Source organism: Neorhizobium sp. DAR64872/K0K18, from assembly GCF_050500175.1.
GTDB classification, from domain to species: Bacteria; Pseudomonadota; Alphaproteobacteria; order Rhizobiales; family Rhizobiaceae; genus Neorhizobium; species Neorhizobium soli.
Map to the genome: position 1 here is coordinate 1523948 of NZ_CP191446.1, position 25163 is coordinate 1549110.

Below are 25163 nucleotides of genomic sequence, written 5' to 3' on the forward strand. Positions count from 1 at the left end.
ATGGGTGCACTTATCGGTCAGCCGGATTTCCCGATCGACTTCCTGCGCCCGACCCGCATCAGCTTTGATACGGTCGGCAATGAGGTTGACGGCGGCGTGAATGGGGTAGGCGAGTCTACCAGCATCGAAACGTCTGGCGGTGGCATGTGGACGGCCATGATCGAGGGAATGGTGCTGGAAGGCCCAGATGAGCGTTACGAGGTTATCTCGTGGCTCGGTGCTCGCCTTAATGGCGGCTTCCGTAACATCGTTGTGCCGCTCGTCAACGACAAGGTCGGAGCCTTTCCGATCATCAACGGCGCGGTGCGGCCGATCGTCAAGGGCATCCCTCATTCGGATGGGTCTCTGTTCAGCGACGGCGCTGGCTATTCGCAGGCCACTGTTTATGGCGAGGTCGTCGCGATGGAGAACAGCGGCATCCTTCGCGTTCGCGTCTACGGCGGGGCTCGCAAGGTATTCCGGTGGTCGGACTTCTTCTCGATCTACCACCCGACGAAGGGCTGGCGCCTGTACCGGTCATGGGAACTGCTTGACCAGACAGTCGAGGCGAACCCAGTCTCGCGCATCGCTATCCAACCGCCGCTTCGTGAACCCGTCTCTGTTGGTGATCGAATTGAACTGGCCCGCCCGCGCTGTGTAATGAAGCAGGCCCGCGGGCAGACTATCCCTTGGGGCTATGAGGGCTGGTATTCGTCCCGGCCTTCAGTGAGCCTCTCCGAGGCGTTCTGAGATGGCATATTCATCGGAGTATATGCCGCAAAAGGTATTGGCAGCCCTTCGGACAGATAGCCAACTTGCAGTCTTCTTGCGCGTCGACACAGATCCAGCGCTGCACCTGTATTTCGGCGTCGGGGACATCCCAATCGGGTTCGACAGCGTTGATCCGGATGGCACGGTTTATCTCGGCGGCGGGCGCCTCAATGGCATCCCGGCGCTGCAAACACTGGTCAACGGCAGTTCGGCCGCGATCGACTTCACCCTGTCCGGTATCGACCCGGCCACCGGTGCGAAGATGATCGACAGCCTGCCGCCCGTGCGCGGCGCGCTCGTTCAGGTCGGCATGACCACGCTCGACCAGTATTACCAGCCTATGACCCAGATCATCCCGATCTGGACGGGCGTTGCATCGCATCTGAAAGAGCTTCGGTCGCCGGCGCGGGCCGGGGAGACGCAGACTATCTCGATCAGCCTTGCCACCGTCGCCGGCGAGAACACCCGATCGCGCGCGGCGAAAGTGCTGTGGTCCGATGCGATGCAGAAGTCGCTCTACCCGACCGACGACTTTTGCAAGGAAACCGGGCGTATGGCGCGCGGTATCCAGCCCCAATGGCCCGTCTTCGACTGAGGTCCCATGAACATTCACGAGTTTCTCGCGCTCCCGCACTACTTCCGTTGGGGTGGTGTAGGCGGCCAGGATTGCATGACGTTCCCTGCGCAGTGGGCGCTCGTGAGCATTGGCATTGATCCGGCTGAAGAACTGCGCGGCGAGTACCGAACTCGCGAGGAAGCACACGCCATCATGGCGAGCTATGGCGGCGAGTTGGAGTTCATGAGCCACCACCTGACGCGGATTGGCGCGAAGCGCGTCCAGCACGCGGAGACAGGCGATATCGGGCTCATCAAGGCGACGACCGGCGACACTTACGACGATCAGGCCGATGCGCTGATCGGGGCTATCCGTTTCGGGCCTCTATGGGCCTGCATTCATCCCGGCGGCGTGCGCGCGACACCTGCCGAAAGTATCGCCGTTTGGAGGCTACCTTGCTGAGAGACGAGCGGTTTTACCAGGCCCGGTATGACGACCCGTTGCAGCGGGCAATCTGGGAGCATTCGCTTCATCGGACCACGATGCTCTACCCGATTGCTCGTCGAGATCCGATCTTTACCCCGATCTTCACAAGCATCTTCGCCTCGTTCGGGTTCTCCGCTGCAACGACAGGGTTGCTGGCAGCTGGCGCCACCGCGATTGCCACGACGGCGATCTCGATTGGCATTCAGATGCTAATGGCGCCGAAGCCGCCGAAGCCGGAAGACGGCAAGGTGCCAAAGCTTCAGTCCATTCCGCACCGCTGGTGGGGCGTCGGCCGCAACCGTGTCGGTGGTGCCTTCATGCTCTGGGAAGCCAAGGGTTCGACCCTGTTCTCGGTTCAGGCAATCGCCGGCCATCGGATTAAGTCGGTGAACCGGTACTGGCTGCATGACGACGAGGTGGAGCTTCAGCCGGACGGTACGATCGTCGACGGCACGAGTTATGCCACCCGGGTCAAGATCTACAGCCGGCTCGGACTGGTGCCAGAGACGCCTTACGCGCCAATCGTGGCAAGGCTCGGCGCTGAGGGCGTCTGGACAAACAAACACCGCGGCGACGGGCAAGCCTCGATCGCGATGACGTGCAAGAACGCAGGCGCCGAAAAGCAGCAAAAGCGGTTCCCGTATGGCCCGCCGCAGTTGTCGGTTGAGGCAGACCTGGCGCTCTGCTGGGACTTCCGAGACCCGTTGCAGAATCCGGAAAACCCTTCGACCTGGCAGTGGACCCGCAACTCCGCGGTCATCATGGCCTGGCACCAGTGCTTCAATGAGTTCGGGCACAAGCGAGACTATCGGCGCGCGATCCTGCCGGTGCTCGACATGTGGCAGGAAGAGGCTGATGTCTGCGACGAGCTTGTCGCGCTGAAGGGCGGCGGCTTCGAGCGGCGCTATGAGTGCAACGGGTTCGACACCACAGAGAACGACCCGAAGGCGGCAACGAACGCGATCCTTGCCTCCTGCGACGGCTGGTTATGCGACCGCGGCGACGGCGCGCTTCTGTTCATCGTTGGCAAGTTCCGTGAGAAATACGTCACCACGCTGACAGATGCGGATCTCGTCGGGCACCAAATCGAATACGACGTCCTGTTCGAGGATGAGTGCAACCGGCTTATTCCAAAATTTTGCTATCCGGAGATCGGGTATGCGACGTCCGATACTGACTTCTTCGAGGACACAGGCGCTCAGCTGACAGCCGGCCGGATACTTGCCCAGGACGCAAACTATCAGTGGGTGCAGCAATGGCGCCAGGCACGACGCCTCGGAAAGCGCGACTGGCTACGTCTACAGGAGAAGGTGACCGGTCAGCTGAATGTTCGACTGGCTGGCATCAACTCGATCTACAGCCGATGGGTTCGCTTGAATACGCCGCTGTCCTTGCCGCGGCTGAACGGGAAAGTCATCGAGAACCGCAAGTCGGTGCTGTCCCTGCTTCAGGGCGGGTTCAACATGGACATCATGCGCCACCCTGAGAACATCGACGCATGGAACCCGGCAACCGACGAAGGTAAGATGCCGCCGGTTCCGCAGCGCGTGACCAAGGACGAGATACCGGTCCCGGTCATCAACCTCGTACAGGCCAAGCCGCGCGGCGACAGCGTCTATATCCGCGTGGTGCTTGTCGATCCGGAAGATGACTCTTTGTACGCAGTCGTCCGCTACCGTGTCGCAGATGACGGGTCAGGCAACCCCGGCGCATGGATCGAGCAGAAATTCCCAAATGCCACGCCAGCCGGCGGGTTCATCAACCTCAGCACAAACGTCGTGCCATCGAATACCCAGCTCGACATCCAAGCGGCGTACATCTCGGCAGACAGCGACTATGGGGTCTGGTCGGTAACGGCAAATGTCCTGTCTGTGGTGCCGACAGAGCTAGTCGTCAACGGCAGCTTCGATGCCGACAGCAACTGGACGAAGGGGGTCGGCTGGACGATCGCCAATGGTGCAGCAGCACATGCAGCTGGCGCGGTAAGCTCGTTGTCTCAGACCATCAGCTTCATTGCGGGAGCGACCTATCAGGTCACCTACACCGTCAACAGCATCTCAGGCGGGGGGGTCAGGGCACGCATCTCCGGCACGACTCCAGTTGATGGCATCCTCAGAACCACGCCTGGGACTTACACCCAAACGATCGTCGCCAACGCTACGTCGAAGACCATCGCAATAGCTGCAGAGAGCGCCGCTGTCGCGTCCATCTCGGCAATCTCGGTCAAGCGATCCAACTAGCACTCTTCGAAAATTCAATCCTTGCCCTCCGGCTAATTGCCTGAGCGCTTTACTACGGAGATTAAAATGGTCTGGTCACGCACAGCAGCCATCGTCTATGCGGACGGCCCAAGCTCTGACCCTATAGAGCCCGCCAAAAGTGAAATACGTCCGCTTCTGAAGCAATACGAAGACGCGATCGACGGACTGACGCTTATGCTTTTGGCGGCTGTTGGCGCCGTAAAGGGCACCAAAGCAGAACTCGACGCAGTTGTCGGTAGCTTCGCCAACGGCGCGGTAGGGGTGGTCTTCGCTGATACGGCAGAACTGAACGGTATTTACGTCAAGACATCTGGCGCTTGGCTGAGAAAGAGCGCTCTGCCGGGCTACGCGGCTGATGCTGCGGCAGCTGCTGCTGTTCTGGCGAAGGAGGCCGCTGAAGCGGCGCAGTCAGCAGCCGAGGCGGCGAGGAACACGGCTATCACATACCGTGATCAGGCAGGCGTTTCGGCTGCTAACGCTGCCGGCTCGGCGAATGCCGCAGCGGCTTCCACATTGGTTGCGTCAAGTTCCGTCAGTGCCGCTGCGAACTATGCGGCACAAGCTCTGGCGGCTGCGAGCGCCACGGGTCCGGTCACGTTTTTTGATACGAAGGCAGCGGCGACCGCTGCATTGGCGAGCATCGCCAATTTGGCTTACATCGAGGTGCTCACAGACGAAAGCCGTGGCAGCTTGCGTACTCGCTACCGCAAGGAAAGTGGCGCACTCGTCTACAAGATTTCTTTTTACGAGTATGCGCGACCGGCTGCAGATCCGGGTCGCAACTGGACAACCGTTTGTGCTCCATACGTCAACGACAACACCTTTATCGACAACGTTCTCGCAATCCAGAACAAGAGCCTTGGCAAAGCTGGTGACGGCTCGTCCATCGCCGGCAATGCGGCAATCAACTTCCTTGATAGTGCAGGCACAGAACGCGCTGCGATCGGCTATTCCCGCAACGCGGCCATCACTCCAGGCGGCTATTACGCCAATTTGCTATACTTGGAGATCGGCAATCCCTTCACGACCGATGCGCAGGTCACGAATTTTGCCGTCGTTTTGACCGTTGCCGCAGGTGGGCCCTTCTACGGCGGAGTGCGTGCCGACTACATGCCTATTCGAGTTGACGGCTCTAATGGCGAAATTTCCATTCGCTCGCCTCACAGCGGATGGACGACGATCCATGACAAGATCCGGTTCGGCCTTAGTGGCCAGAACATCTGTAACGTCGAATACACTTTGGCTGGGACGGCGGCACGGTTCCGCGAGAGTGGTGCCGCCAATCAGTTCGCGATGGCGATTAACGACAACTCGATGAACAGTGCCAACTCCCTTGGTCAGGATCTGGCAGGTTATCCCAGCTGGATGGTCTCCTTTGGGATCGGTGAAGGCTACGACAACTTCGGGATCTACCGCGCTCCGGCCGGGTCCACTCAGCGCTCTGCGTACTTGCCGGTGTTCAAGATCGACGGGTTTGGTCGCGCAATGATCAATCAGTCAGCGGCCGGCCCTGGGGCAGACGGGCAGTTGTCTGTTACGAGCCCATCACAAAGCGGCCGGACTGCGTTGACCGTTCGAAACGTCAATCAAGCAGCCATTCCTGCTCAGATCATCTGGCACCAAGCTGGAACTGGAAACAACCAGTTCATCACGTTCCTGACCGACGACAATCGCAACGCTCGTGGCAGCATTGGCTATTCGCGCGATGCTGGCGTGATTGTCTACGGCCAGACATCCGATCGACGAGCAAAGGTCATTCATGGAGAGATCACCGACGCTGTCGAACGTCTCATGCAAGTGAAGGCGTATCGTGGCCGCATGAACGACGGTCAGATCGATATGGACATGATCATCGCCGACGAGTTCCAGGCTGTCGCACCCTACGCCGTCATCGGCAGCAAGGATGGCCCCCTCTATCAGGGCGTCGACCTCGCCAAATCCATCCCGCTCTTGATCGCTGGTTTTCAGGATCACGAGCGTCGTCTCATTCAACTTCAGGCTTAAGGAGCTATCATGCGTATTAACATGACGACCGAAATCACATCGATGTCTGGAATGCCGGTAACCAATGCCAAAGGCGAACCCATGACTGTTCGCGAGGCGCTTTTCCTGGCGCTGGAGACGAATCCCATGGAAAAGGATGCGAGCGGGTCACTGCGCCCATGCCCGCCAACCATGCCTGAGCTAATGAAGCGGATCGAACTCGGCGGGGCGATCAAAGACGATGAAGCTGACCTTACGATCGAGCAGGTCGCCGCTCTCAAGGAGATGGTGCGAATGGGCCTTGCCGTCGCCGCGGCGCTGCCGGTGATCGCGCACTTGGAGGGCTAGGGCGAGGGTTTCTACCGCTTGATTCCTGCGGCACATAGGTTATCTCTCGCGCACAGGAGTTCGCGCGAGAGATCAATGATTTATAAAAAAGGATACATAGCCTGGGACGGTAACGAAGGCACGAGTGATAGGATGCCCGGTGGCACATCATATCGGATCGAGTGCGGCCCAGACCTTTACGAAAGGCGCCTGTCTCTTTTCCTGTGGGACGGGACGACACTAGCCGGACTTGGTGACTTTCAGATGATGGATACCGCCATGAATGCAGCTCGAATCCATTTCATCAAGCACTATGCCTAGCTGAATTCAGCAGGCATTTGACAAATGGCGTCTCTACCGCTGTGATGTTGGCGTCGTCTAGAATATATTGAAGGACGTCTTCCGGTTTGCTTGCTCTTGCGATCATTGCCGACAAGTTCTCTATCGTTCCGTAATCCCATGCCTTAGCCATCATTGCGGGCGGCGCCACAGCGAACTGGTCGTTGACAAATGTCCCTTCCAAGGAAGTGCGGACATGTGGTGTGCAGTACCTACCGTTGAACCAATCTGCCCGCGACCTCATCTCAATGTCTAGGTCGGTACGACTATGGACGATGTATGCGTGCCGCGGATCTTTCGCGATCACAGATAGAGCACAGTGGGACAAGTAGAACTGTCTGAACGCGTTCCGCATAGTCCCTTGGCGAGCGTCCAACGTTTCCTGCGGCATTGCCTCATCCGGATATGGGTCGAGGGCGATGAGGTTGTCAACCAATCCGGCCTGCATGATTATATTCAGCTCATGAGGGTCGTTCGGCTTCCAAGTCGCCAGATAAGTTACAGGCGCCAAGCCAAGTGTGATGAGATGTTCACGTAGCGCACCGATGTGAGATAGTGTCGAGAGCGCATTTGGCCTCAGCGGGCCTCTGAAGAGGACAGCTACGGTTGTCTGCATATTTTTCTTTTCCCTAAGTTCGAGCGACAGTGCCGCGATTTCATCACGCGTTGCGGCAAGCTCAGAGCTTAGCTCCGCATTCTGCTTTGTCGCCGAATCCAAAGCGGTTTTATACTCTGGCAATGTCAAGTGGCCCTCAAATACTCTTGATATGCCTCTCGCAATTTCAACGCCTCCCCCTTCAGAAAATAGCTTGGCGTAATCTTCAATTTGCGCATTGCTGGGCTGGCCGAGCGATCGAGTAAGAAGACGCTTGGCGACTAGTTTGTAGCGCGGTTTTTTTCGTAGTTCAGCTAGTTGCTCTGTGGCCTCGGGATAGATCGCCGTAGCAAGGGAGCGTCTTAGGCGGGGCAGGAAACGCGACATGTTTACAGAACTCACTCAGCAATCTCATCAATGCGAATATGCGATTTGTTTAGAGCAATAACTGTGGGCGCTGTGTTCGTCTAGCTGGCAATCAAGAGCAACGCTTCCTAGGCCACTTAGTCTACCCCTCTCAACACCGGAGACCACCATGACCACGCTTCGCACCAGCGCTGCGGGCCGCAAGGCTATTGCGCAGCATGAAGGAACACGCCTGACCGCATATCTGGATTCCGTGGGAGTCTGGACGATCGGGGTAGGGCACACGGCAGCCGCCGGCGCGCCAGCCCCGAAGAAGGGCATGAAGATCACCGCGGCCGAATGCGACGAGATCCTGGCGCGCGATCTGGCCGCGGTCGAGGCTGAGGTCAACCGGCTGGTGAAGGTGCCTGTCACCCAGAACCAGTTCGACGCGCTCGTCTCGCTGGTGTTCAACATCGGGGGCACGGCCTTCCGGAAGTCCTCGCTGCTCAAGAAGCTGAACGCGGGAGACATCGCCGGAGCCGGGGCTCAGTTCCTCGTTTGGAACAAGGGCACGGTCAAAGGCAAGAAGGTCGCGATCAAGGGCCTCACCACGCGCCGGCAGGCTGAGCGGGAACTATTCCTCACCGGGGGCGTGAAAGCCTCTCCTGCGCTGTCTGTGCCGGAAGCAGATGTGGCCACGCCCGTGAGCGATACCATCACCGTCGAAGTCGTCCAGCGCAAGCTCTATGACCTCGGCTATACCGAAGTTGGCAGCCGCAAGCCTGACGGCTCATTCGACGGCAAGCTCGGGGGCATGACGCAGGCGGCGATCCTCATCTTCCGGGCTGACAATGGTCTGCCATCGGTTGGCACGATCGACCGAAACCTCCTGACCGCACTCGACACCGCACCCAAGCGCAAGCTCGCGCGCAATGATGCAACAGCTGACGAGGTCCGTCAGAGCGTTCCAGAAGTCAAAAGCAACTGGCGCATCAAGATCGGCGCCATCGTCGCCGGTGGGTTCTCTGCAGCCGGGGCGCTGTTCGACGGCGTCGTGTCCAATCTCGGCACGGCTCGGGGCTATCTAAGCGACCTATCAGAATACGTTGGGGATGTCCCCGGCTACGTCAAGTTCGGCATCCTCGTCGCTCTCGCTGGCGGTGCTTACTACATCGCCCAGCGTGGCGAGCGGAAGGGCGTCGAGGCGTTCCAGGAAGGGGCCCGTCGCTGATGTCCTCCTCTATCCGTATCGTCGGCGTGTTCCTGATCGCCACTCTCATCCTCGGCGCGGCGACATGGCTCTACAACGCCGGCGGTGCCAGCGAACGCAACTTAATCGAAAGACAGAACAATGAAGCAGGCAATGCATCTGATCGTGCTCGCAGCAGCTTTGATGAGTGCTTCGACGCTGGCGGGGTGTTCGACAGCAGCTCCGGCAAGTGCAGACGGCCTTAAAAGGGTGGTTGGCACGGACCTGATCGGCACGCGTGGGCTGACGTCGACCGACAACCGCAAGATCGGCCGCACAGTCGCGTCTCTCTGCGCTGCGAAGGTCTGGACAAAAGAACAATGCCGGCAGCACGACGCGGCCATTCAGGCGGAATGAATTAGGATAGGGAATGGTCATGCCGAATACCCGTATGCCGCCGATGAGCGCCACAGTGCTTGAGAACCCCGCGGTCATCATCCAGCGTCTATCGACTGTTGAGGTCAACCTCTCGTCACTGAACACGCATCTCGACGGAATGGCGCAGCGCATGGACCAACAGGCGAAGGCGCAGTCCGACAAAATCGATCAGATGTTCACCAGCTTCGACAAGCGGTTCTCCGAGCAGCTTACATCGACGAACACGCAGCTGGCCGAGCGCGGCAAGACTCCCTGGGGCCTGCTGATCTCAGCCATGGGCGTCATGATCGTGATAGTGCAGGGGCTTAGCTCGCTACAGTTCGGCCCTGTCCGCGCAGACATTGATCGACTGAACCTGTCGATCGGCAACGTGGCCGCGAACACGACATCGTCCAGCGCGTTCGCTGAGTTCAAATCGACCTACGAGAATAACCGGATCACGTCCCGGCAAGACAACGATAATCGCTTCGCGTCGATCGAGAGCAAGTTTCAAAGCCAGGTACCTCGGGGGGAGCATGAACGGGTATGGCAGTCATATGACCAGCGGTTCACTGATGTGCAGCGGCAGGTCGACGAGGTGAAGGCAGCACAGGGCAGCGTCTACGGGGCGAGGGATGTCATCCTCGACCTAAGAGAACGCCTCGATCGCGTCGAGCGTCAGCGGGTAGGGCAACCTTAGCCGCGGGAACGACCCCAACACTGCTTAGTTCATGGTCCCCAAAGGGAGTAGAACCATGAACGTACCATCGCCAAAGCACCCGAAGACCCACCCCGATTACGCCATCAACTGCGAGGAAGCTCTCGACCTGCCGCTTCAAGATCTGATCGACCGTGCGGTCCAAGCTGGATGGGACACGCGAACCGTCATGGTGGCGTTGCAGAGTGTGGCATTCAACAGGGCTATCGCTTACGAGGAAGATCCTGATCCAGAGGATGCCGAAAGCGAGATCAACGCATAGGCAACGACAAGCGCTCGACCCCTGTCGTTAGTCGTCGAAAGGCTTGTTGCTCTTGAGCCGGTCGAGCACTTCCTTGAGTGCTTCGTTCTCTCCGTACTGAAGTGCCAGATTGTCGGCAATTTCGATGATCGCTGCCAGAACTTCGCTGGGATTTTCCCACCCCGCGATATAGGCGTCCTCGACAATCTGGTGGACGCGCGTCTCAATCGCCTCTTGGCAGTCGATGAACCTGTCGGACGATCCCGGTTTCGGCGGTGTGATGTCATCCATCAGGCTGGTCTCCCATGATCGCGCGGATCCATTCCGTTCCGCTCTCTCATGGCGTCATACCAGTCTTCGACCGCCTTGGCAGCCTGCCAGTGCTCTCGTTCCCATCCTTGGTGAGGCATGAGGCGATTGCCGAACCCTTTGACGCCGGACAGCCCACCGCTCCACATGAACAGTCCTCGGTGGTTATGCGTGGCAAGGTCTCGCATGATGCGGCCGATCTGGATCTCGCCGTCGAAGGCTGTCCAGTCCTCGTGGCGCTCTCCCGGCCATGTCTCGCGCCACTGGTACTTCTTCTGCCATGCCATGGGCCCGTACATAGAGATATCCACAGGCGCTGAAAATGGTGGATATCATTTTACATTCACATCTTGACGATGCTGGAAACATTGGGCCGAATGCGGCTCCATTTTACACCGGCGTTCCCGGTAGTGCGCTGATAAGCATCGACATACGATAGGCCTCTTAATCAGCGGGTCGTAGGTTCGAGCCCTACATCACCCACCAAATCAATCCTTTACATTGAAATGTTCAAATGCCGGTTTCACCGGCAAATGGCGTTTCCGTTGCCGTCGACGACGCAGTTTCGCTGCGTCGCGCCGACGCTTCCGGGTCGTGGTGAGGGCCGTTCCTCGATGACACCGGGTCTGCGTCCACCCATATGTCCCGAGACGCCATCGCCTTGTGGCCTTCCTTCAAAATTCTCGTTTCCATAGGTGCCGTAATATCCGCCCGTCCCATCCGGCTGAATTTCGGTATTGCGAAACTGCTGTGCTTCAGCCGGCAAGGCGGCGAGCGTGACCGCAAAGGCAGCGATCAGGGTTCTCATCGGAATCTCCTCCCGTATGATAGTCTATCACAATTTGAATAGCGCAACTCTGGGGCTTCCCGCCGAGAAAATGTCGGCTTTTTTGTACCACCTTGCATTTGTCTCGGGCGAGGTTGCAATTCGTTCGGAACCCTCTGCGCGCGCATACATTTTGTCCGCATGTTGAAAATCTGCGGAGCATCCTCGTCGTGAAAGCGATCCTTCTACTTCTGAGCGGGCTTGTCTTGGCCGTCACGGTCTTCTTGAGTGGCGTTGCGGCCACGGCCTATCTCATTGCCGAGCCGGCGCCTCATCGCTTTTCCAACGTTGACCATCCTGATCTCTGGACCTCGACACCCGTGGTCGTGAGCAGCGGCGATCAGCGTTACGAGCGGATTGCTGCTGTGACCGCAAAGATCGATCTGCCAGCGTCGGATGCGCAGGGGCAGCCCGTAGCTGCCCAGGACCAGGCGACGGATGCGGTGGACGGCGTCCAGACGGCTTCCTTGGATGAGACAGACCAGGCGTCGGTAGATCCTGTGTCCGATGCATCGGTTAACCAGGCGCATGTCGACTGGTGCTTCGCGCGCTACCGTTCCTACAGGCTCGAGGACAACACTTACCAGCCTTACAGGGGTGGCCAGCGTCGGGCTTGCCAGTCACCGGTCGCCATGTCGCATGGTCAGGACAACATTGTTTCTGGCAACGAGGATACCGGCATCGAAGAGCAGGGGCTGGTTCAGCAGGTCAGCGCCACGAGCACGATGATCGGGCGTGGTCAGGACGGCCGTCTTGTGCGTGAAACTGACCGCTCGTCTTCGCCGCAAAACGCCTCATACGACGCAACATCCATGGGGAACCCGGCGCACGAGGAGTGGTGCCTGTCGCGGTACCGTTCATACCGCGCCAACGACAACAGCTACACATCCTACGGCGGCATGCGCCGCACGTGTCAGTCCCCCTACGGCTGAGACCTAGTTCAGCCCGTTTTCAGCAATGTGACCGTCGGCTGTTCGTCTTCCTTCAAGCCTTGAATCAGTTTGGCGAGCCAATCCACGAAGACCCGGACCTTGTTGGAGAGGTGCCGGGTTTGCGGGTAGACGATGTAGAGCGGCAGCGGTTCGCACTCCCATTCGGCGAAGATCTCGATGAGTTCGCCCCTCTGCACATGCTCCTGGACCATGAACCGCGCCGCCTGCGCGATCCCGAGCCCCGCGACCGCCGCGTTGACGTAGGAGCGCGCATCATTCACCGAGACGACGTAACGCGGCATGATCTCCAGCGTCTCATCCTCTTTGCAAAAGTCGAAGGTCATGATCCGGCCGGCCGTCGCGTTGAGGTAACCGACAGAGAAATGGTCGGTCTCCAGATCTCGCGGGTGGGTCGGCATACCGAATTGTTCGAGATAGTTCGGGGATAGGTAATTGCGCATGCGAAGCTCGCCGACTTTGCGCGCGATCAGCGACTGGTCCTTGGGCGTGCCGCCTCGAAGAGCACAGTCGACATTTTCAGCAATGTAATCAACCAGCCGGTCGCCGACCCCGATATCCAGCTGTATCTGCGGGTAGCGTTGGTAGAAGTCGCAAAGGTTAGGGATCACCACGAGGTCGGCGAATGCGCCTGCCATCTCGACCCGCAGCCGACCCGTCGGCTGGTTCTGCGATTTCGACATCGTACCGTCGAGTTCTTCAAGCTCCGACAGGATCTGCACGGCGCGCTCGTAGTAGAGTGCTCCATCGGTCGTGACCATCACCCGACGTGTCGTGCGGTTGAGGAGCTTCGTGCGCAGATGCGCCTCCAGACCCTGGACCATGTTGGTGGCCGTGGTCTTGGGAATATTGAGGGTCGCGGCAGCACGCGTGAAGTTGCCCGTTTCGACGACGCGCACGAAGACGCGCATAGAGGAAAGCTGGTCCATCGTTGATCCCGTTCGAAAAGTTGTATTATTCGCCTATCCGGAACAGTGTTGCCGATTTCAGCGACTTGCGAGTTCTGTCAGGAACAATAATATCAGGGTCAAGTTATTCGGCAAGATGCCTTTCGCCAATGTGGCTTTTGCGCTCCATAGCGAGGAGGACTGGATGATGGACTGGAACAAGAACACGGATATCGAATGGGCAGGCCTGCCCGTTTCCATACACCGTTACGAAGGCCAGCCGGCAGTCAAGGTCGCGCCGATTATACTCTATCTGCGCGGCACCGCATTCCAGCAGAATGGTGTGCGGGACCGTGAAGTGCCGATCGGCAAAGTGTTTTCGGATGCTGGGTCGATCGTTGTTGAAGCCGACTATGGATCTGCCTCAGGCAACTTGTTTCCGCAGGCAATGGAATGCGCGTTCGCGGCGCTGGCTTATCTCAGCAGCAACCGCAAGCGCTTCGGCTCTGCCCGGTCTCCACTGTTTGTGGCCGGTGACGAGGCCGGCGGCAACGTCGCGGCGGGTGTGGCTTTGAAGGCGCGAGACCAATTGCCGGGCGAGCTTCGGGGACAGATCCTTCTGTCGCCGATGATCGATCCAATGATGGCCTCGAAATCGTTTCGTCGAGCCGACGAAATCGGCATGCGCGAGAAATGGTCCGACGGTTGGAGCCATTATCTGCGTGCAGCCTGCGGGTTTCAGCATCCCTATGCTGCGCCCTGTCTCTGTTCGCGGCTATCCGGTCTTGCGCCGGCTCTGGTCGTGAGCTCGGAAGACGATCCGCTGCATGACGAGGTTGTCAACTATGCGGACCGGCTCGAAGCCTCGGGCGTCTCGGTCAGGCAGAAAATATTCCCGAAAGGCGCAGGCTGGACGGGTGTCTACAAGGGCGGGCAGGGGAACTGGATGGCGGGTCTATCCGCCGAGTTCAAAGGCTTCGTCGAAACGTTGAGTGAATAAGCAGACGTCGATTTCTAGCGTTTGACAACGGTTTTCTCCTCCTCCCTGGGGCAGGACCGTCAGGAGATTATGATTATGTTGAAGATCAAAAACTGGGCCCCGTGGGGCGCCGGAATAAGTGTTGCTGCGCTCATTGCAGGCGCTTCGCTCTCTATCGATACGCCGACAGGCGCCCATGCGGCCCCCGCGGAAGCGGCGGCTCAGCCGGCGGTGCCGGTCACAGTTGCCGCCGTGCAGCCGAAGAACGTCACCACCTGGCAGGAGTTTTCCGGCCGTCTGGAAGCTGTTGATCGCGTCGAGGTTCGCCCAAGGGTGGCCGGCGCAATTCTGTCCGTGCATTTCCGTGAAGGCGGTCTCGTAGAGGAAGGCGATCTTCTGGTCTCGATCGATCCCGAGCCCTACAAGGCAGCCGTCGCTCAGGCGGAGGGACAGATGGCATCCGCCCAGGCAAGGCTTGATTATGCCGACACCGAGCTGGAACGGGGCAAGACGCTCGCCTCGCGCAACACCATATCGCAGAGCGATCTTTCGCAGCGTCAGAGCGCCCGCGCCGAAGCGATCGCCAATGTACAGGCAGCGAGGGCAACGCTGAAATCGGCGCAGATCAATCTGGATTATACCCAGATCCGTGCCCCGATCTCCGGGCGTGCAGGTCGCATTGAAGTCACCGTCGGCAATCTCGTGGCGGCAGGCTCTGCCTCGGCGGTGCTGACGACGCTCGTGTCGAGCAGCCCGATCTACGCAAGCTTTGATGCAGCCGAAGAACTGGTGGCCCGCACACAGGCCCAGGTCGACGTCAAGGACGGCGTGCCGGCGATTGGAGACGTTCCGGTTGAGGCCAGTACGCTCGCGTCAACGACGCCTGTCCGTGGCAAGCTGCAGCTGATCGACAACGAGGTCAACGCGGCAAGCGGCACGATCCGCGTCCGCGCGGTCTTCGACAATCCGGGCGGGCGCTTGATCCCCGGTCAGTTCGTGCGGGTCCGCATGGGTGAACCCAAGGCCGAAGATCGCCTTCTCGTCAGCGAAAAGGCGATCGGCACCGATCAGGACAAGAAGTTCGTGCTGGTTGTCGAGGCGGGCGACAAGGTCGGCTACCGGCAGGTTCAGCTCGGATCGGTGATCGATGGTCAGCGGATCGTCGAAAAGGGCCTTTCTGCCGGCGATCGTGTCGTCGTCAGCGGGCTACAGCGCATCCGCCCGGGCGCGATCGTGGCGCCGCAGGACGAAGTCGCCACCAAGTGACTTGATGCGGTCTGCTTCTCCCTAACTGGAGAGGCGGGCAGCAACCACAACTACAATTGCGAGACACGGTAAGCACTCGCGGCCTGCACAGGCCGCGAGAGGGGAGCCTGTTGTTTCTGTTCGACCCTGGAGAGAGGGCTTAGACAATGAATATTTCAAGATTTTTCATCGACAGACCGGTTTTTGCTGGCGTCCTGTCGATCCTGATCGTGGTCGCCGGCCTGCTTGGCATGCGCGCACTTCCGATTTCCGAATATCCGAACGTGGTTCCCCCGTCGGTCGTCGTCAAGGCGACCTATCCGGGTGCCAATCCGGTCGTGATTGCCGAGACAGTCGCGACGCCGCTCGAAGAGCAGATCAACGGCGTCGAAGACATGCTCTACATGTCGAGCCAGGCGACGTCGGACGGCGTGATGACGCTGACGGTCACCTTCAAGCTCGGCACCGATCCGGACAAGGCGCAGCAGCTGGTGCAGAACCGCGTCAGCCAGGCTGAACCGCGCTTGCCATCCGAGGTGAGGGCGCTTGGCATCACGACGATCAAAAGCTCGCCCGACTTCATCATGGTCGTCAATCTGGTCTCGGATAGCGATCGCTATGACCTGACCTACCTTCGCAACTACGCGACGCTGAACGTCAAGGATCGGCTGGCACGGATCGAAGGCGTCGGCCAGGTGCAGGTCTTTGGCGCCGGCGACTATTCCATGCGTGTCTGGATCGATCCGCAAAAGGCTGCCGAGCACAATCTCGCGGCAAGCGACGTGACGGACGCAATCCGCGCGCAGAACGTCCAGGCCGCAGCCGGCATAATCGGTGCCTCGCCGAACGTGCCGGGCACGGATCTGCAGCTCAACGTCAACGCGCAGGGACGTCTGCAGTCGCCGGAAGAGTTCGCCAACATCATCGTCAAGAGCGGCGCCAACGGCGAAATCACCAGGCTTCGCGACGTCGCCAGGGTCGAGATGGGCGCCGCCGACTATACGCTGCGGTCGCTTCTCGACGGACGCCCGGCCGTTGCCATTCCAGTCCTGCAGGCTCCTGGCTCGAATGCGATCGAAATCGCCGATACGGTCCGCGCGACCATGGATCAGCTCCAGCTGGCGATGCCGGAAGGCGTGAAATACGAGATCGTCTACGACACCACGCAGTTCGTTCGCTCGTCGATCGAGAAGGTCGTCGATACGCTTCTCGAAGCCATTGCGCTGGTCGTCATCGTCGTCATCGTCTTCCTGCAGACCTGGCGTGCCTCGATCATTCCGCTGATCGCGGTTCCGGTCTCCATCATCGGCACGTTCGCCGTGATGTATGCGCTCGGCTTCTCGATCAACGCGCTGACGCTGTTCGGCCTTGTGCTGGCGATCGGTATTGTCGTGGATGACGCGATCGTCGTCGTCGAGAATGTCGAGCGTAATATCGAAAACGGTCTCAATCCGCGCGATGCCACCTACAAGGCGATGCGCGAAGTCTCCGGCCCGATCATTGCGATCGCGCTCGTCCTTGTCGCCGTGTTCGTGCCGCTCGCCTTCATCTCAGGCTTGTCCGGCCAGTTCTACCGGCAGTTCGCGCTCACCATCGCCATCTCGACTGTCATCTCGGCGATCAATTCGCTGACCTTGTCGCCGGCACTGGCAGCTCTTCTGCTCAAGGGGCACCATGCCCCGAAGGACCGGCTGACGCGTGGCATGGACTGGCTGTTCGGCTGGTTCTTCCGCGGCTTCAACCGCGTCTTCGGTTCCGCCTCCAACGCTTATGGCCGCACGGTGGGCGGCCTTCTGTCGCGCAAGAGCATTGTCATGGTGATCTATCTCGCCCTGATCGGTGCAACCTACAGCGTGTTCAACGCGGTGCCGGGCGGCTTCGTACCGGCGCAGGACAAGCAGTATCTGATCGGCTTTGCACAGCTGCCGGATGGGGCAACGCTTGACCGTACCGAAGATGTGGTGAAGCGCATGAGCGACATCGCCCTGAAGCAGCCGGGCGTCGAGCATGCGATTGCATTCCCGGGCCTGTCGATCAATGGTTTCACGATCGGATCGAATTCCGGCATCGTCTTCGCGGTGCTTGACGACTTCGAGAACCGCACGACGCCGGAGCTTTCGGGCGGCGCCATCGCCATGGCACTGAACCAGAAATTCGCCGGTATCCAGGATGCGTTCATCGCGATGTTCCCGCCGCCGCCGGTCAACGGTCTCGGCACCACGGGCGGCTTCAAGCTGCAACTCGAAGACCGCGCCGGTTACGGTTACCAGGCACTGGACGATGCAACCAAGGCCGTGATTGCCAAGGCCATGCAGGCGCCGGAACTGGCAGGCATCTTCTCCAGCTTCCAGATCAACGTCCCGCAGCTGTTCGCCGATCTCGACCGCGCCAAGGCCGAACAGCTGGGCGTATCCGTCACCGACGTGTTCGAGACGCTGCAGATCTATCTCGGCTCACTCTACGTCAACGACTTCAACGCGTTTGGCCGTACCTACAGCGTGAGGGTGCAGGCGGATGCGCAGTTCCGTGCAAAGCCCGAGGATATCGGTGCGTTGAAAGTCCGCTCGCAATCGGGCCAGATGATCCCGCTTTCAGCGCTCCTCAAGGTGGACGCCCAGACGGGACCGGAACGCACGACGCGCTACAACGGCTTCCTCGCCGCCGACATCAACGGAGCGCCGGCACCTGGCTTTTCCTCCGGTCAGGCGGAAGCGGCGATCACAAAGATCCTCGACGAAACACTGCCGTCAGGCGTTGCCTTCGAGTGGACGGATCTCACCTACCAGCAGATCCTTGCCGGCAACTCGAGCATCATCGTGTTCCCGCTCGCCCTGCTGCTGGTCTATCTTGTGCTGGCCGCCCAGTACGAGAGCCTGACGCTGCCGATTGCGATCATCATGATCGTGCCGATGGGCGTGCTGGCAGCACTGACGGGCGTCTGGCTGACGGGAGGCGACAACAACATCTTCACCCAGATCGGGTTGGTGGTGCTGGTCGGACTGTCGGCGAAGAACGCGATCCTGATCGTGGAGTTCGCCCGCGAGCTGGAGTTTGAAGGTCGAACGCCGTTCGAGGCGGCGGTCGAATCCAGCCGCCTTCGCCTTCGCCCGATCCTGATGACGTCGATGGCCTTTATCATGGGCGTGGTGCCGCTGGTCGTATCCACCGGCGCCGGTGCGGAAATGCGCGTCGCGATGGGCATCGCGGTGTTCTCCGGCATGATCGGGGTGACCTTCTTCGGCATCTTCATGACGCCGGTGTTCTATATGCTGGCGCGCCTGATGACCGGAATGCGGCCCTTGCGGCAGCACGGTTTGGAGGCGCTGCCCGCTCTCTCTCCAGCGGAGTAGCTGGCCTCCAGGCCCTGCGGGTTCTTCCTCTGGAAGGATCCGCAGGGCATTTTCAATTGTGCCAAGCCATAATGGGCCAGGGTTAACCTTACCCCGTAACCATTGGTAAAGGCTGTGATTGCGCTGCTTACGAATCGGTGGCAATCAGTTCGCACGCCCCTCGTAGCTCAAAGTCAGAGCAGCTGCTTCGTTTGCAGCCGATCCAGGTTCAATTCCTCGGCAGGGGCACCATCTTCCTTTCTCGCTAGATCGCGCCACCATCGATTACCAGTGTCTGCGCAGTCATGGCAGCCGCGGCGCTCGACGCGAGAAACAGACACGGGCCCACGACATCCTGCGCCACCAGGCTGCGTTTGAGGCACTGGCGCCCAATCATCGCGGCGATGTCCTCATCCTTCAGCCACAGGTCCTTTTGCCGCTCGGTGACGATCATGCCGGGCAGGATGGCATTGACCCGGATATTTTCCGGCCCAAGCCTGCCGGCGAGGCTTTTGGTCAGACCGACGATACCGGCCTTGGCGGTTGTGTAGGATGGCATGCCACCCATGTTGAGCATCCAGGCGATCGATGAGAAATTGACGATCGCACCACCGCCCGCCAACCGCATATGCGGCACGGCGGCTTGCGATGTGAAGAACACCTGCTTCAAATTGATCGCCTGGCTGAGGTCCCAGTAATCTTCGGTGATATCATCGAGATCCCGGCGATCGTCCCAGGCGGCATTGTTCACGAGCACCGAGAGTGACCCGAGGCTTGCTGCCGCATCATCGACCGCATGTTTGATGGCGTCGGTATCGCGCAAGTCCGCCCTTATATATTGGACTGGATGATCGTTGATCGCGGAAAGCCGGTCCGCCAGTGCTGTGCTGGGTTCGTCGGCAATGTCGATAAACGAGACCTTCGCGCCATGGGCCGCGAATCCCTCGACAAGCGCCGCTCCAATGCCGGATCCGCCGCCCGTGATCAGCACGCCGCGGCCGCGCAGATCCGCGTGCCCCATCAAATCCTCATTCATAGGGTTTTCTCCATTCCCCTTCTCAGTTCTAACGCTTCGAACCTCGCCGTCAATTGCGCCGGCTCCCTCCTATCTGTAGTCCGGATGCGTATCCGGTCCTGCAAATCCCGTCAGTCTCTCCAAAAGGAATTCCGCATTGTCAGTCTCCCAAAACGTCATCGTCCTGCCGACCAGAGGTTATCGCGGCTTTCTCTTCGACATGGACGGAACGATCCTCAATTCGATTGCTTCTGCCGAACGTGTCTGGGGACGCTGGGCGGCAGAGCAGGGGCTCGACGTGGAGAAATTCCTGCCCTTCATGCACGGCAAGCGCGGCATCGATACGATCACCAGCCTCAACCTGCCGGGTCTTGATCCGGCAGTGGAAGCGGAGAAGGTTCTGCGCGGCGAGATCGACGATGTCGAGGGTATCGTTCAGATTCCGGGCGCTGCTGAATTCTTGGCAAGCCTGCCCGCGGGGCAATGGGGTGTCGTGACGTCGTCGCCGCTGGAACTCGCAAAGGCAAGACTTGCCGCAGCTGGCCTTGCGATACCGTCCATGCTGGTCACTGCCGAGGACGTCACGATCGGCAAACCGGACCCGCAGGGCTACAGGCTCGGCGCGAAACGGCTTGGCGCAGACCCTTCCAACGTGATGGTGTTCGAGGACGTCCCTGCCGGTATCATGGCCGGTGAGGCGGCGGGTGCCGATGTCATGGTGATCACCGCCACTCATACCCACGACGTCGAAGGCGGGCACTTCCGGATCCCGGATTATACCGGTGTTTCGGTAAGCGTCGCCAACGACGGCGTCATCACCTTTCAGTCCAGAGCGTGAGAGGCTGACGCCGGTCTTCTGGTACCGGTCAGGCAGCCCTGCTGGATGTTTTCATGAACTGGACGGTGGCGATCCACAGTATGACGCCGAGGCCAAGCAGGGCGGCAGCAATGGCATACTGGACCGGATCGCGACCGGCCCAGGGGCCTGCAAGAAACACGCAGGAGATCACACCAAGAACCGGCAAGATCGTTGGTGTCCGGAAGTGCTTGTGATCTACCTTGTCCTTGCGCAGCACCAGCACGGCGACATTGACGATCGCAAAGACGCAAAGCAACAGAAGAGCAGTCGTCCCGCCAAGAGCGGGCACGCCGCCGGCAAATAGAATCAGACAGACGGCGAGAAGCGATGTGAAAATGATTGCGATATACGGCGTGCGGCGCGTTGCGTGCACCTTGCCGAGCAGGGCGGGCAGCACATTTTCGCGGGCCATGCCGTAAATCAGCCGGCTTGCCATCATCATGTTGATCAGCGCCGAATTTGCGACCGCAAACATCGTGATGATCGCAAAGATGCTGATCGGGAACTCGGGCGCTCCGGCCTGGATGACTTTCAGAAGCGGTGTCTCCCCTTCGCCCAGTTCGTTCGCCGGCACCAGAGTAATCGCTGAAATTGCCACGAGAATGTAGATCACGCCGGTGATCGCGAGACCGGTCAGCAGCACTTTCGGGAAGAGACGGCTTGGCTCCTTGCACTCTTCGGCCATGTTGACCGAGTCCTCGAACCCGACCATCGCGAAGAAGGCAAGACCGGTTGCGGCGACGACTGGCCAGAACGTTCCGCTGCCTTCCGGTGTGGCGAACGTCCAGGCACGCGATACATCGCCCTCGCCACCAGCAATTGCCCAGAGGCCGATGCCGATGATGATGAGAAGGCCGGTCAGTTCCACAACGGTCAGCACGACGTTGAGCTTTACGCTTTCACCGACACCGCGGAAATTGACCGCCGCCACCAGCGCAATGAAGCCGACGGCAATCAGCGGTACGCCCCAGACCCCGAGATCCAGCCCGAGCGACGTCGAGAAGTTGGCGGCAAACGCCCGCGATGCCGTCGCCGCAGACGTGATGCCTGATGACATCACGGCGAAGGCGACGAGGAACGTGACGAAATGGACGCCGAAGGCTTTATGGGTGTAGAGCGCAGCACCAGCTGCCTGCGGATATTTGGTGACGAGTTCGAGATAGGAGCAGGCGGTCAGCAGGGCGACAAGAAAGGCGATGAGGAATGGAAGCCAGACAACGCCTCCAACTTCGGCGGCCACTTGTCCGGTCAGCGCGTAGATCCCCGTTCCGAGAATATCGCCAACGATGAACAGCAGCAGCAGGCCGGGGCCCATCACGCGCTTGAGTTCAGGTGTTTCTTCTTTCGCGCCGAACGCCTCTGCCATGACTGCCTCCCAACATAGTCCTACATGGCAACACTAATGGGAACATCACACGATTGTTCCATGTTTGGTATGGTTTAACCGATCACGCCGAGCGTTACAGCCGCGACGACGCCATAGCGAAGCGTCTTGCCGATGAAGACCAAAACAAGGAACGTTGGCAGCGGTTCTTTAAGAACACCCGCGACCACGGTGATGGCATCGCCGCCGATCGGTAGCCAGCTCAGGAGAAGCGACCACTTTCCGTATTTGCGATACCAGGTCTTTGCCTTCTCAAGCTTGTCAGGCTTGACGGGGAACCAGCGTCGGTCCCGGAACCGCTCCACGCCCAATCCCATCAGCCAGTTGACCACCGAGCCGAGCGTGTTGCCGACGGAGGCCGTGAGGACGAGGGCCGCAAGCGCATAGCGATCCGACAGGATGAGGCCGACAAGGACCGCTTCCGACTGCATCGGAAAGATCGTGGCAGCGATGAATGCAGCAAAGAACAGGCCCGCATAGGCGGCAAGATCGACCATGGAAAACCGGGTTTAAAACGTGGAAATGAAAAAGGGCGGGAAACGACCCGCCCTTTTGTTCGGATGGTGAAACGCCTCAGACGTTGCCGATCTGCTTGGAATCGACGGCTGTGTCGTCTGCAACAGGCTTTTGTGCCTGATGGCGGGTACGCCAGTCGCCAAGGAACAGCAGGATCGGCGCCGCGATGAACACCGACGAGAGGGCAGCGACGAGAATGCCGAACACCATCGGGATCGCGAAGCTGGAAACCGCGCTACCACCCCAGATCGCCATCGGCAGAAGCGAAAGGAACGCTGTCGCCGAGGTGTAGAGGCTTCGCGCCAGCGTCTCGTTGATCGACAGGTCGATCACGTCGCGCAACGGCATCTTCTTGTAGAGGCGCATGTTCTCGCGCATGCGGTCATAGACCACGACCTTGTCGTTGACAGAGTAACCGACCAGCGTCAGCAGCGCGGCAATCGCTGTCAGGTTGAAGTCGAGACCGGTGATCGCGAAGAAGCCGATCGTCTTTGTCACATCGAGCACGAGGGTCGCGATGGCACCGACGGCGAATGGCCATTCGAACCGCACCCAGATGTAGATCATCATGGCAATCGAGGCGAGCAGGACCGACAGGAAGCCGGCCGTTGCAAGTTCGCCCGAGACCTTCGGACCGACGACTTCAGTACGCTCGACCTTGGCAGTCTGGTCGATCTTCAGGACTTCGGCCTTGAGCTTCTCGACAGCCTCCGTCTGGGCAATCTCGCCGCCCGGCTGGCGTTCGACACGGACCAGAAGCCTGTTGTGGGCACCGAATTCCTGCAGTGCCACTTCGCCGAGACCGAGCTCGTTGAGGCCCGAACGGAAGGACGCGAGATCCGCTTCGTTGGCGGTTACAACTTCCATCTGGATACCGCCGCGGAAGTCGACGCCGTAGTTGAGGCCAGGCGTCACGAACAGCACGAGCGACGCGATCGACAGGAGAACCGAGACGCCGATACCGATGAAGCGACCCTTCATGAAGGGAATACGCGTGCCGTCTGGAACGAGGTTGATCGGCAGAAGCGGCTTGATCTCGATCTTCTTCAGCTTGCGCTGAGCGGCAATGTAGATCATCGCGACGCGAACGACCGACACGGCGGTGAACATGGAAATCATGATGCCGAGGCCCATGGTGACCGCGAAGCCGCGGACAGGACCGGAGCCGAACCAGAACAGAAGGACGGTCGCAATCAGCGCCGTGACGTTACTGTCGACGATGGTCGAGTAGGCGCGGGCAAAGCCCGAGTCGATTGCCGCAAACGCGCTCTTGCCCTTGCGGGTTTCTTCCTTGATGCGCTCGTTGATCAGAACGTTCGCATCGACTGCAAGACCGATGCCGAGCACCACGCCGGCGATGCCGGGCAGGGTGAGTGTCGACCCGATCAAGGTGAGGCCCGCAAAGGTCAGGACGACGTTGATAAGAAGCGCAGCGTTGGCCAGAATGCCCCAGCTTCCGTAGAGGAAGAAGATAAAGCAGACGACGAGGACGAAGCCGATGAGGCCGGTGAAGATGCCCATTTCGATCGCATCGGAGCCAAGGTCGGCGCCGACGGTGCGTTCTTCGATGACAGTGAGCTTGGCGGGCAGGGAGCCGGCGCGCAGCAGCGCGGAAAGGGTGGTCGCGTCCTCAGGCGTGAAGCTGCCCGAAATCTGACCGGAACCGCCGGTGATTGGCGTCTGGATGACGGGTGCACTGAGCACCTTGTTGTCGAGCACGATCGCAAAGGGACGGCCCACGTTGGCCTGTGTGATCTGGGCAAAGCGGGCTGCACCGGCACTGTCGAAACGGAAGGTGACGATCGGCTGGCGGCTCTGCTGGTCGAACGCCGCGCGGGCATCGGTCAGGCGGTCACCGGAGAGCTCGACGCGGTCGAGCACCGGATACTGCTGACCGCTTTCGTCTGCGATCATGGTTACGCCTGGCTGGCCCTGGTCACCGAGAAGGTGGAAGCTCATCTTGGCGGTCGAGCCGAGAAGCTGGCGCAGGCGCGAAGGGTCCTGTTCGCCTGGAAGCTGGACGAGAACGCGGTCCGAACCCACACGCTGGATCGTCGGCTCGGCGACGCCGACCTGGTCAACGCGCTGGCGGATGATCTCAAGGCTTTGCTCAACGGCAGCGTTGATATGGGAGGTGATCCCCGCATCCGTCTGGGCGATGGAAATCGTGTTGTCGCCCTGGCTGGTGATGGAAAGGTCGCTGCCACCAACCGTCGTGCCAAGCCCGATCGGGTTCGCGAGCGTCTGCAACTCGGTGACGGCCTGATCGCGCTGCGCTGGATCGCGAAGCGTAACAAGCACAGCCTCGCCCGAGCGACGGATAGCCGATGTTGCGAGGTTCTTTTCGCGCAGAACGCGGCGTGCATCCTGGATCAGGCCCTGGACACGCTCGTTGATGAGATCAGCGCGGTCCACTTCCAGCACCAGATGCGAACCGCCGCGAAGGTCGAGACCGAGCGATACGCGGCTGTGAGGCAGGAAGGACGGCACGCGGTCGAGGACCGATTGCGGCAAAATGTTCGGCATCGCCACCAGGAAGCCGAACACGATGACGAGGATGTAACTCGCCACCAGCCAGGGTGAATTTCTCATGTTTTAAGATCCTGCTTCGCCCCGAATGCGCGTTTCGCAGCAAGGGGCCGTATGCGTGTGAG

General features: G+C 59.8%; 24 protein-coding genes, 1 tRNA gene and 1 pseudogene. 17 read left to right on the top strand and 9 right to left on the bottom strand.

Features of this window, described 5'->3' with window-relative positions; all coding sequences use genetic code 11:
- From ACQY1P_RS12970 to ACQY1P_RS12995, 6 genes are all read left to right on the top strand, one after another.
- Window positions 1–729 carry a hypothetical protein gene (locus ACQY1P_RS12970; RefSeq protein ID WP_430256555.1) on the top strand — a complete coding sequence of 243 codons (729 nt, stop codon included), beginning with the start codon at window positions 1–3 and terminating at the stop codon, window positions 727–729.
- Between the two features lies 1 nt (window position 730).
- The gene (locus ACQY1P_RS12975) at window positions 731–1345 is read left to right on the top strand and encodes a hypothetical protein (protein WP_430256556.1); all 615 of its coding nucleotides are present in this window, start codon (window positions 731–733) and stop codon (window positions 1343–1345) included.
- A 6-nt stretch (window positions 1346–1351) separates the two neighbouring features.
- Window positions 1352–1768 carry a DUF6950 family protein gene (locus ACQY1P_RS12980; protein ID WP_430256557.1) on the top strand — a complete coding sequence of 139 codons (417 nt, stop codon included), beginning with the start codon at window positions 1352–1354 and terminating at the stop codon, window positions 1766–1768.
- 80 nt (window positions 1769–1848) lie between these two features.
- A complete protein-coding gene (locus ACQY1P_RS12985; protein ID WP_430256702.1) occupies window positions 1849–4032 on the top strand; it encodes a hypothetical protein in 2184 nt (727 codons plus the stop codon).
- A gap of 66 nt (window positions 4033–4098) precedes the next feature.
- Entirely contained in the window at window positions 4099–6057 is a 1959-nt protein-coding gene (locus ACQY1P_RS12990) for a hypothetical protein (protein ID WP_430256558.1), read from the top strand.
- Window positions 6058–6066: 9 nt separating this feature from the next.
- Window positions 6067–6384, top strand: coding sequence for a hypothetical protein (locus tag ACQY1P_RS12995; RefSeq protein WP_430256559.1), 318 nt, complete (start codon window positions 6067–6069; stop codon window positions 6382–6384).
- 283 nt (window positions 6385–6667) lie between these two features.
- Here ACQY1P_RS12995 and ACQY1P_RS13000 read toward each other — a convergent pair whose 3' ends face one another.
- A complete protein-coding gene (locus ACQY1P_RS13000) occupies window positions 6668–7699 on the bottom strand; it encodes a hypothetical protein (protein ID WP_430256560.1) in 1032 nt (343 codons plus the stop codon).
- Window positions 7700–7832: 133 nt separating this feature from the next.
- Between ACQY1P_RS13000 and ACQY1P_RS13005 the strand changes: the two genes are divergently transcribed.
- The 4 genes from ACQY1P_RS13005 to ACQY1P_RS13020 all read left to right on the top strand — a co-directional run bounded on the left by ACQY1P_RS13005 (window position 7833) and on the right by ACQY1P_RS13020 (window position 10231).
- Window positions 7833–8876: a glycoside hydrolase family protein gene (locus tag ACQY1P_RS13005; protein ID WP_430256561.1), complete on the top strand. Its 1044-nt coding sequence runs from the start codon at window positions 7833–7835 to the stop codon at window positions 8874–8876.
- The gene (locus ACQY1P_RS13010) at window positions 8876–9100 is read left to right on the top strand and encodes a hypothetical protein (RefSeq protein WP_430256562.1); all 225 of its coding nucleotides are present in this window, start codon (window positions 8876–8878) and stop codon (window positions 9098–9100) included. The genes ACQY1P_RS13005 and ACQY1P_RS13010 overlap by 1 nt, the downstream gene beginning before the upstream one ends.
- A gap of 164 nt (window positions 9101–9264) precedes the next feature.
- Window positions 9265–9951, top strand: coding sequence for a hypothetical protein (locus ACQY1P_RS13015; RefSeq protein WP_430256563.1), 687 nt, complete (start codon window positions 9265–9267; stop codon window positions 9949–9951).
- Window positions 9952–10006: 55 nt separating this feature from the next.
- Window positions 10007–10231 (top strand): hypothetical protein, encoded by a 225-nt coding sequence (locus ACQY1P_RS13020; protein WP_430256564.1) that lies wholly within the window; start codon window positions 10007–10009, stop codon window positions 10229–10231.
- A 27-nt stretch (window positions 10232–10258) separates the two neighbouring features.
- Here ACQY1P_RS13020 and ACQY1P_RS13025 read toward each other — a convergent pair whose 3' ends face one another.
- The 3 genes from ACQY1P_RS13025 to ACQY1P_RS13035 form a co-directional block, all read right to left on the bottom strand.
- The gene (locus tag ACQY1P_RS13025) at window positions 10259–10501 is read right to left on the bottom strand and encodes a hypothetical protein (RefSeq protein WP_430256565.1); all 243 of its coding nucleotides are present in this window, start codon (window positions 10499–10501) and stop codon (window positions 10259–10261) included.
- On the bottom strand, window positions 10501–10818 hold the full coding sequence (locus tag ACQY1P_RS13030) for a hypothetical protein (RefSeq protein ID WP_430256566.1): 318 nt from the start codon (window positions 10816–10818) through the stop codon (window positions 10501–10503). Before ACQY1P_RS13030 ends, ACQY1P_RS13025 begins: the two co-directional genes overlap by 1 nt.
- Before the next feature lie 224 nt (window positions 10819–11042).
- A complete protein-coding gene (locus ACQY1P_RS13035; RefSeq protein WP_209900750.1) occupies window positions 11043–11327 on the bottom strand; it encodes a hypothetical protein in 285 nt (94 codons plus the stop codon).
- Between the two features lie 539 nt (window positions 11328–11866).
- On the opposite strand from ACQY1P_RS13035, the pseudogene ACQY1P_RS13040 reads away from it, so the two are divergent.
- Together ACQY1P_RS13040 and ACQY1P_RS13045 are read left to right on the top strand one after the other, a co-directional pair.
- Window positions 11867–11965 (top strand): annotated as a pseudogene (locus ACQY1P_RS13040) (BA14K family protein); the annotation flags it as partial.
- A 192-nt stretch (window positions 11966–12157) separates the two neighbouring features.
- Window positions 12158–12277 carry a BA14K family protein gene (locus ACQY1P_RS13045; RefSeq protein WP_430256703.1) on the top strand — a complete coding sequence of 40 codons (120 nt, stop codon included), beginning with the start codon at window positions 12158–12160 and terminating at the stop codon, window positions 12275–12277.
- Window positions 12278–12285: 8 nt separating this feature from the next.
- On the opposite strand, the gene ACQY1P_RS13050 is transcribed toward ACQY1P_RS13045, so the two are convergent.
- Complete coding sequence (locus ACQY1P_RS13050; RefSeq protein WP_430256567.1) at window positions 12286–13224, bottom strand: LysR family transcriptional regulator; 939 nt, start codon at window positions 13222–13224, stop codon at window positions 12286–12288.
- 163 nt (window positions 13225–13387) lie between these two features.
- Between ACQY1P_RS13050 and ACQY1P_RS13055 the strand changes: the two genes are divergently transcribed.
- The 4 genes from ACQY1P_RS13055 (at window position 13388) to ACQY1P_RS13070 (ending at window position 18987) form a co-directional block, all read left to right on the top strand.
- Window positions 13388–14182, top strand: coding sequence for an alpha/beta hydrolase fold domain-containing protein (locus ACQY1P_RS13055; protein ID WP_430256568.1), 795 nt, complete (start codon window positions 13388–13390; stop codon window positions 14180–14182).
- A 72-nt stretch (window positions 14183–14254) separates the two neighbouring features.
- Window positions 14255–15427: an efflux RND transporter periplasmic adaptor subunit gene (locus ACQY1P_RS13060; protein ID WP_430256704.1), complete on the top strand. Its 1173-nt coding sequence runs from the start codon at window positions 14255–14257 to the stop codon at window positions 15425–15427.
- A 146-nt stretch (window positions 15428–15573) separates the two neighbouring features.
- Window positions 15574–18756 carry an efflux RND transporter permease subunit gene (locus ACQY1P_RS13065; protein WP_430256569.1) on the top strand — a complete coding sequence of 1061 codons (3183 nt, stop codon included), beginning with the start codon at window positions 15574–15576 and terminating at the stop codon, window positions 18754–18756.
- A gap of 155 nt (window positions 18757–18911) precedes the next feature.
- Window positions 18912–18987, top strand: a tRNA-Thr gene (locus ACQY1P_RS13070).
- 13 nt (window positions 18988–19000) lie between these two features.
- On the opposite strand, the gene ACQY1P_RS13075 is transcribed toward ACQY1P_RS13070, so the two are convergent.
- Window positions 19001–19771, bottom strand: coding sequence for an SDR family NAD(P)-dependent oxidoreductase (locus ACQY1P_RS13075; protein WP_062457236.1), 771 nt, complete (start codon window positions 19769–19771; stop codon window positions 19001–19003).
- Window positions 19772–19907: 136 nt separating this feature from the next.
- On the opposite strand from ACQY1P_RS13075, the gene ACQY1P_RS13080 reads away from it, so the two are divergent.
- Complete coding sequence (locus ACQY1P_RS13080; RefSeq protein WP_325265841.1) at window positions 19908–20588, top strand: HAD-IA family hydrolase; 681 nt, start codon at window positions 19908–19910, stop codon at window positions 20586–20588.
- Window positions 20589–20616: 28 nt separating this feature from the next.
- Here the strand turns inward: ACQY1P_RS13080 and ACQY1P_RS13085 are convergent, their stop codons facing one another.
- From ACQY1P_RS13085 to secD, 3 genes are all read right to left on the bottom strand, one after another.
- The gene (locus ACQY1P_RS13085) at window positions 20617–21975 is read right to left on the bottom strand and encodes an APC family permease (protein WP_430256570.1); all 1359 of its coding nucleotides are present in this window, start codon (window positions 21973–21975) and stop codon (window positions 20617–20619) included.
- 74 nt (window positions 21976–22049) lie between these two features.
- On the bottom strand, window positions 22050–22490 hold the full coding sequence (locus ACQY1P_RS13090) for a YqaA family protein (RefSeq protein WP_062457227.1): 441 nt from the start codon (window positions 22488–22490) through the stop codon (window positions 22050–22052).
- A gap of 76 nt (window positions 22491–22566) precedes the next feature.
- Window positions 22567–25101 (bottom strand): protein translocase subunit SecD, encoded by a 2535-nt coding sequence (gene secD, locus ACQY1P_RS13095; protein ID WP_430256571.1) that lies wholly within the window; start codon window positions 25099–25101, stop codon window positions 22567–22569.
- Window positions 25102–25163: the final 62 nt, after the last annotated feature.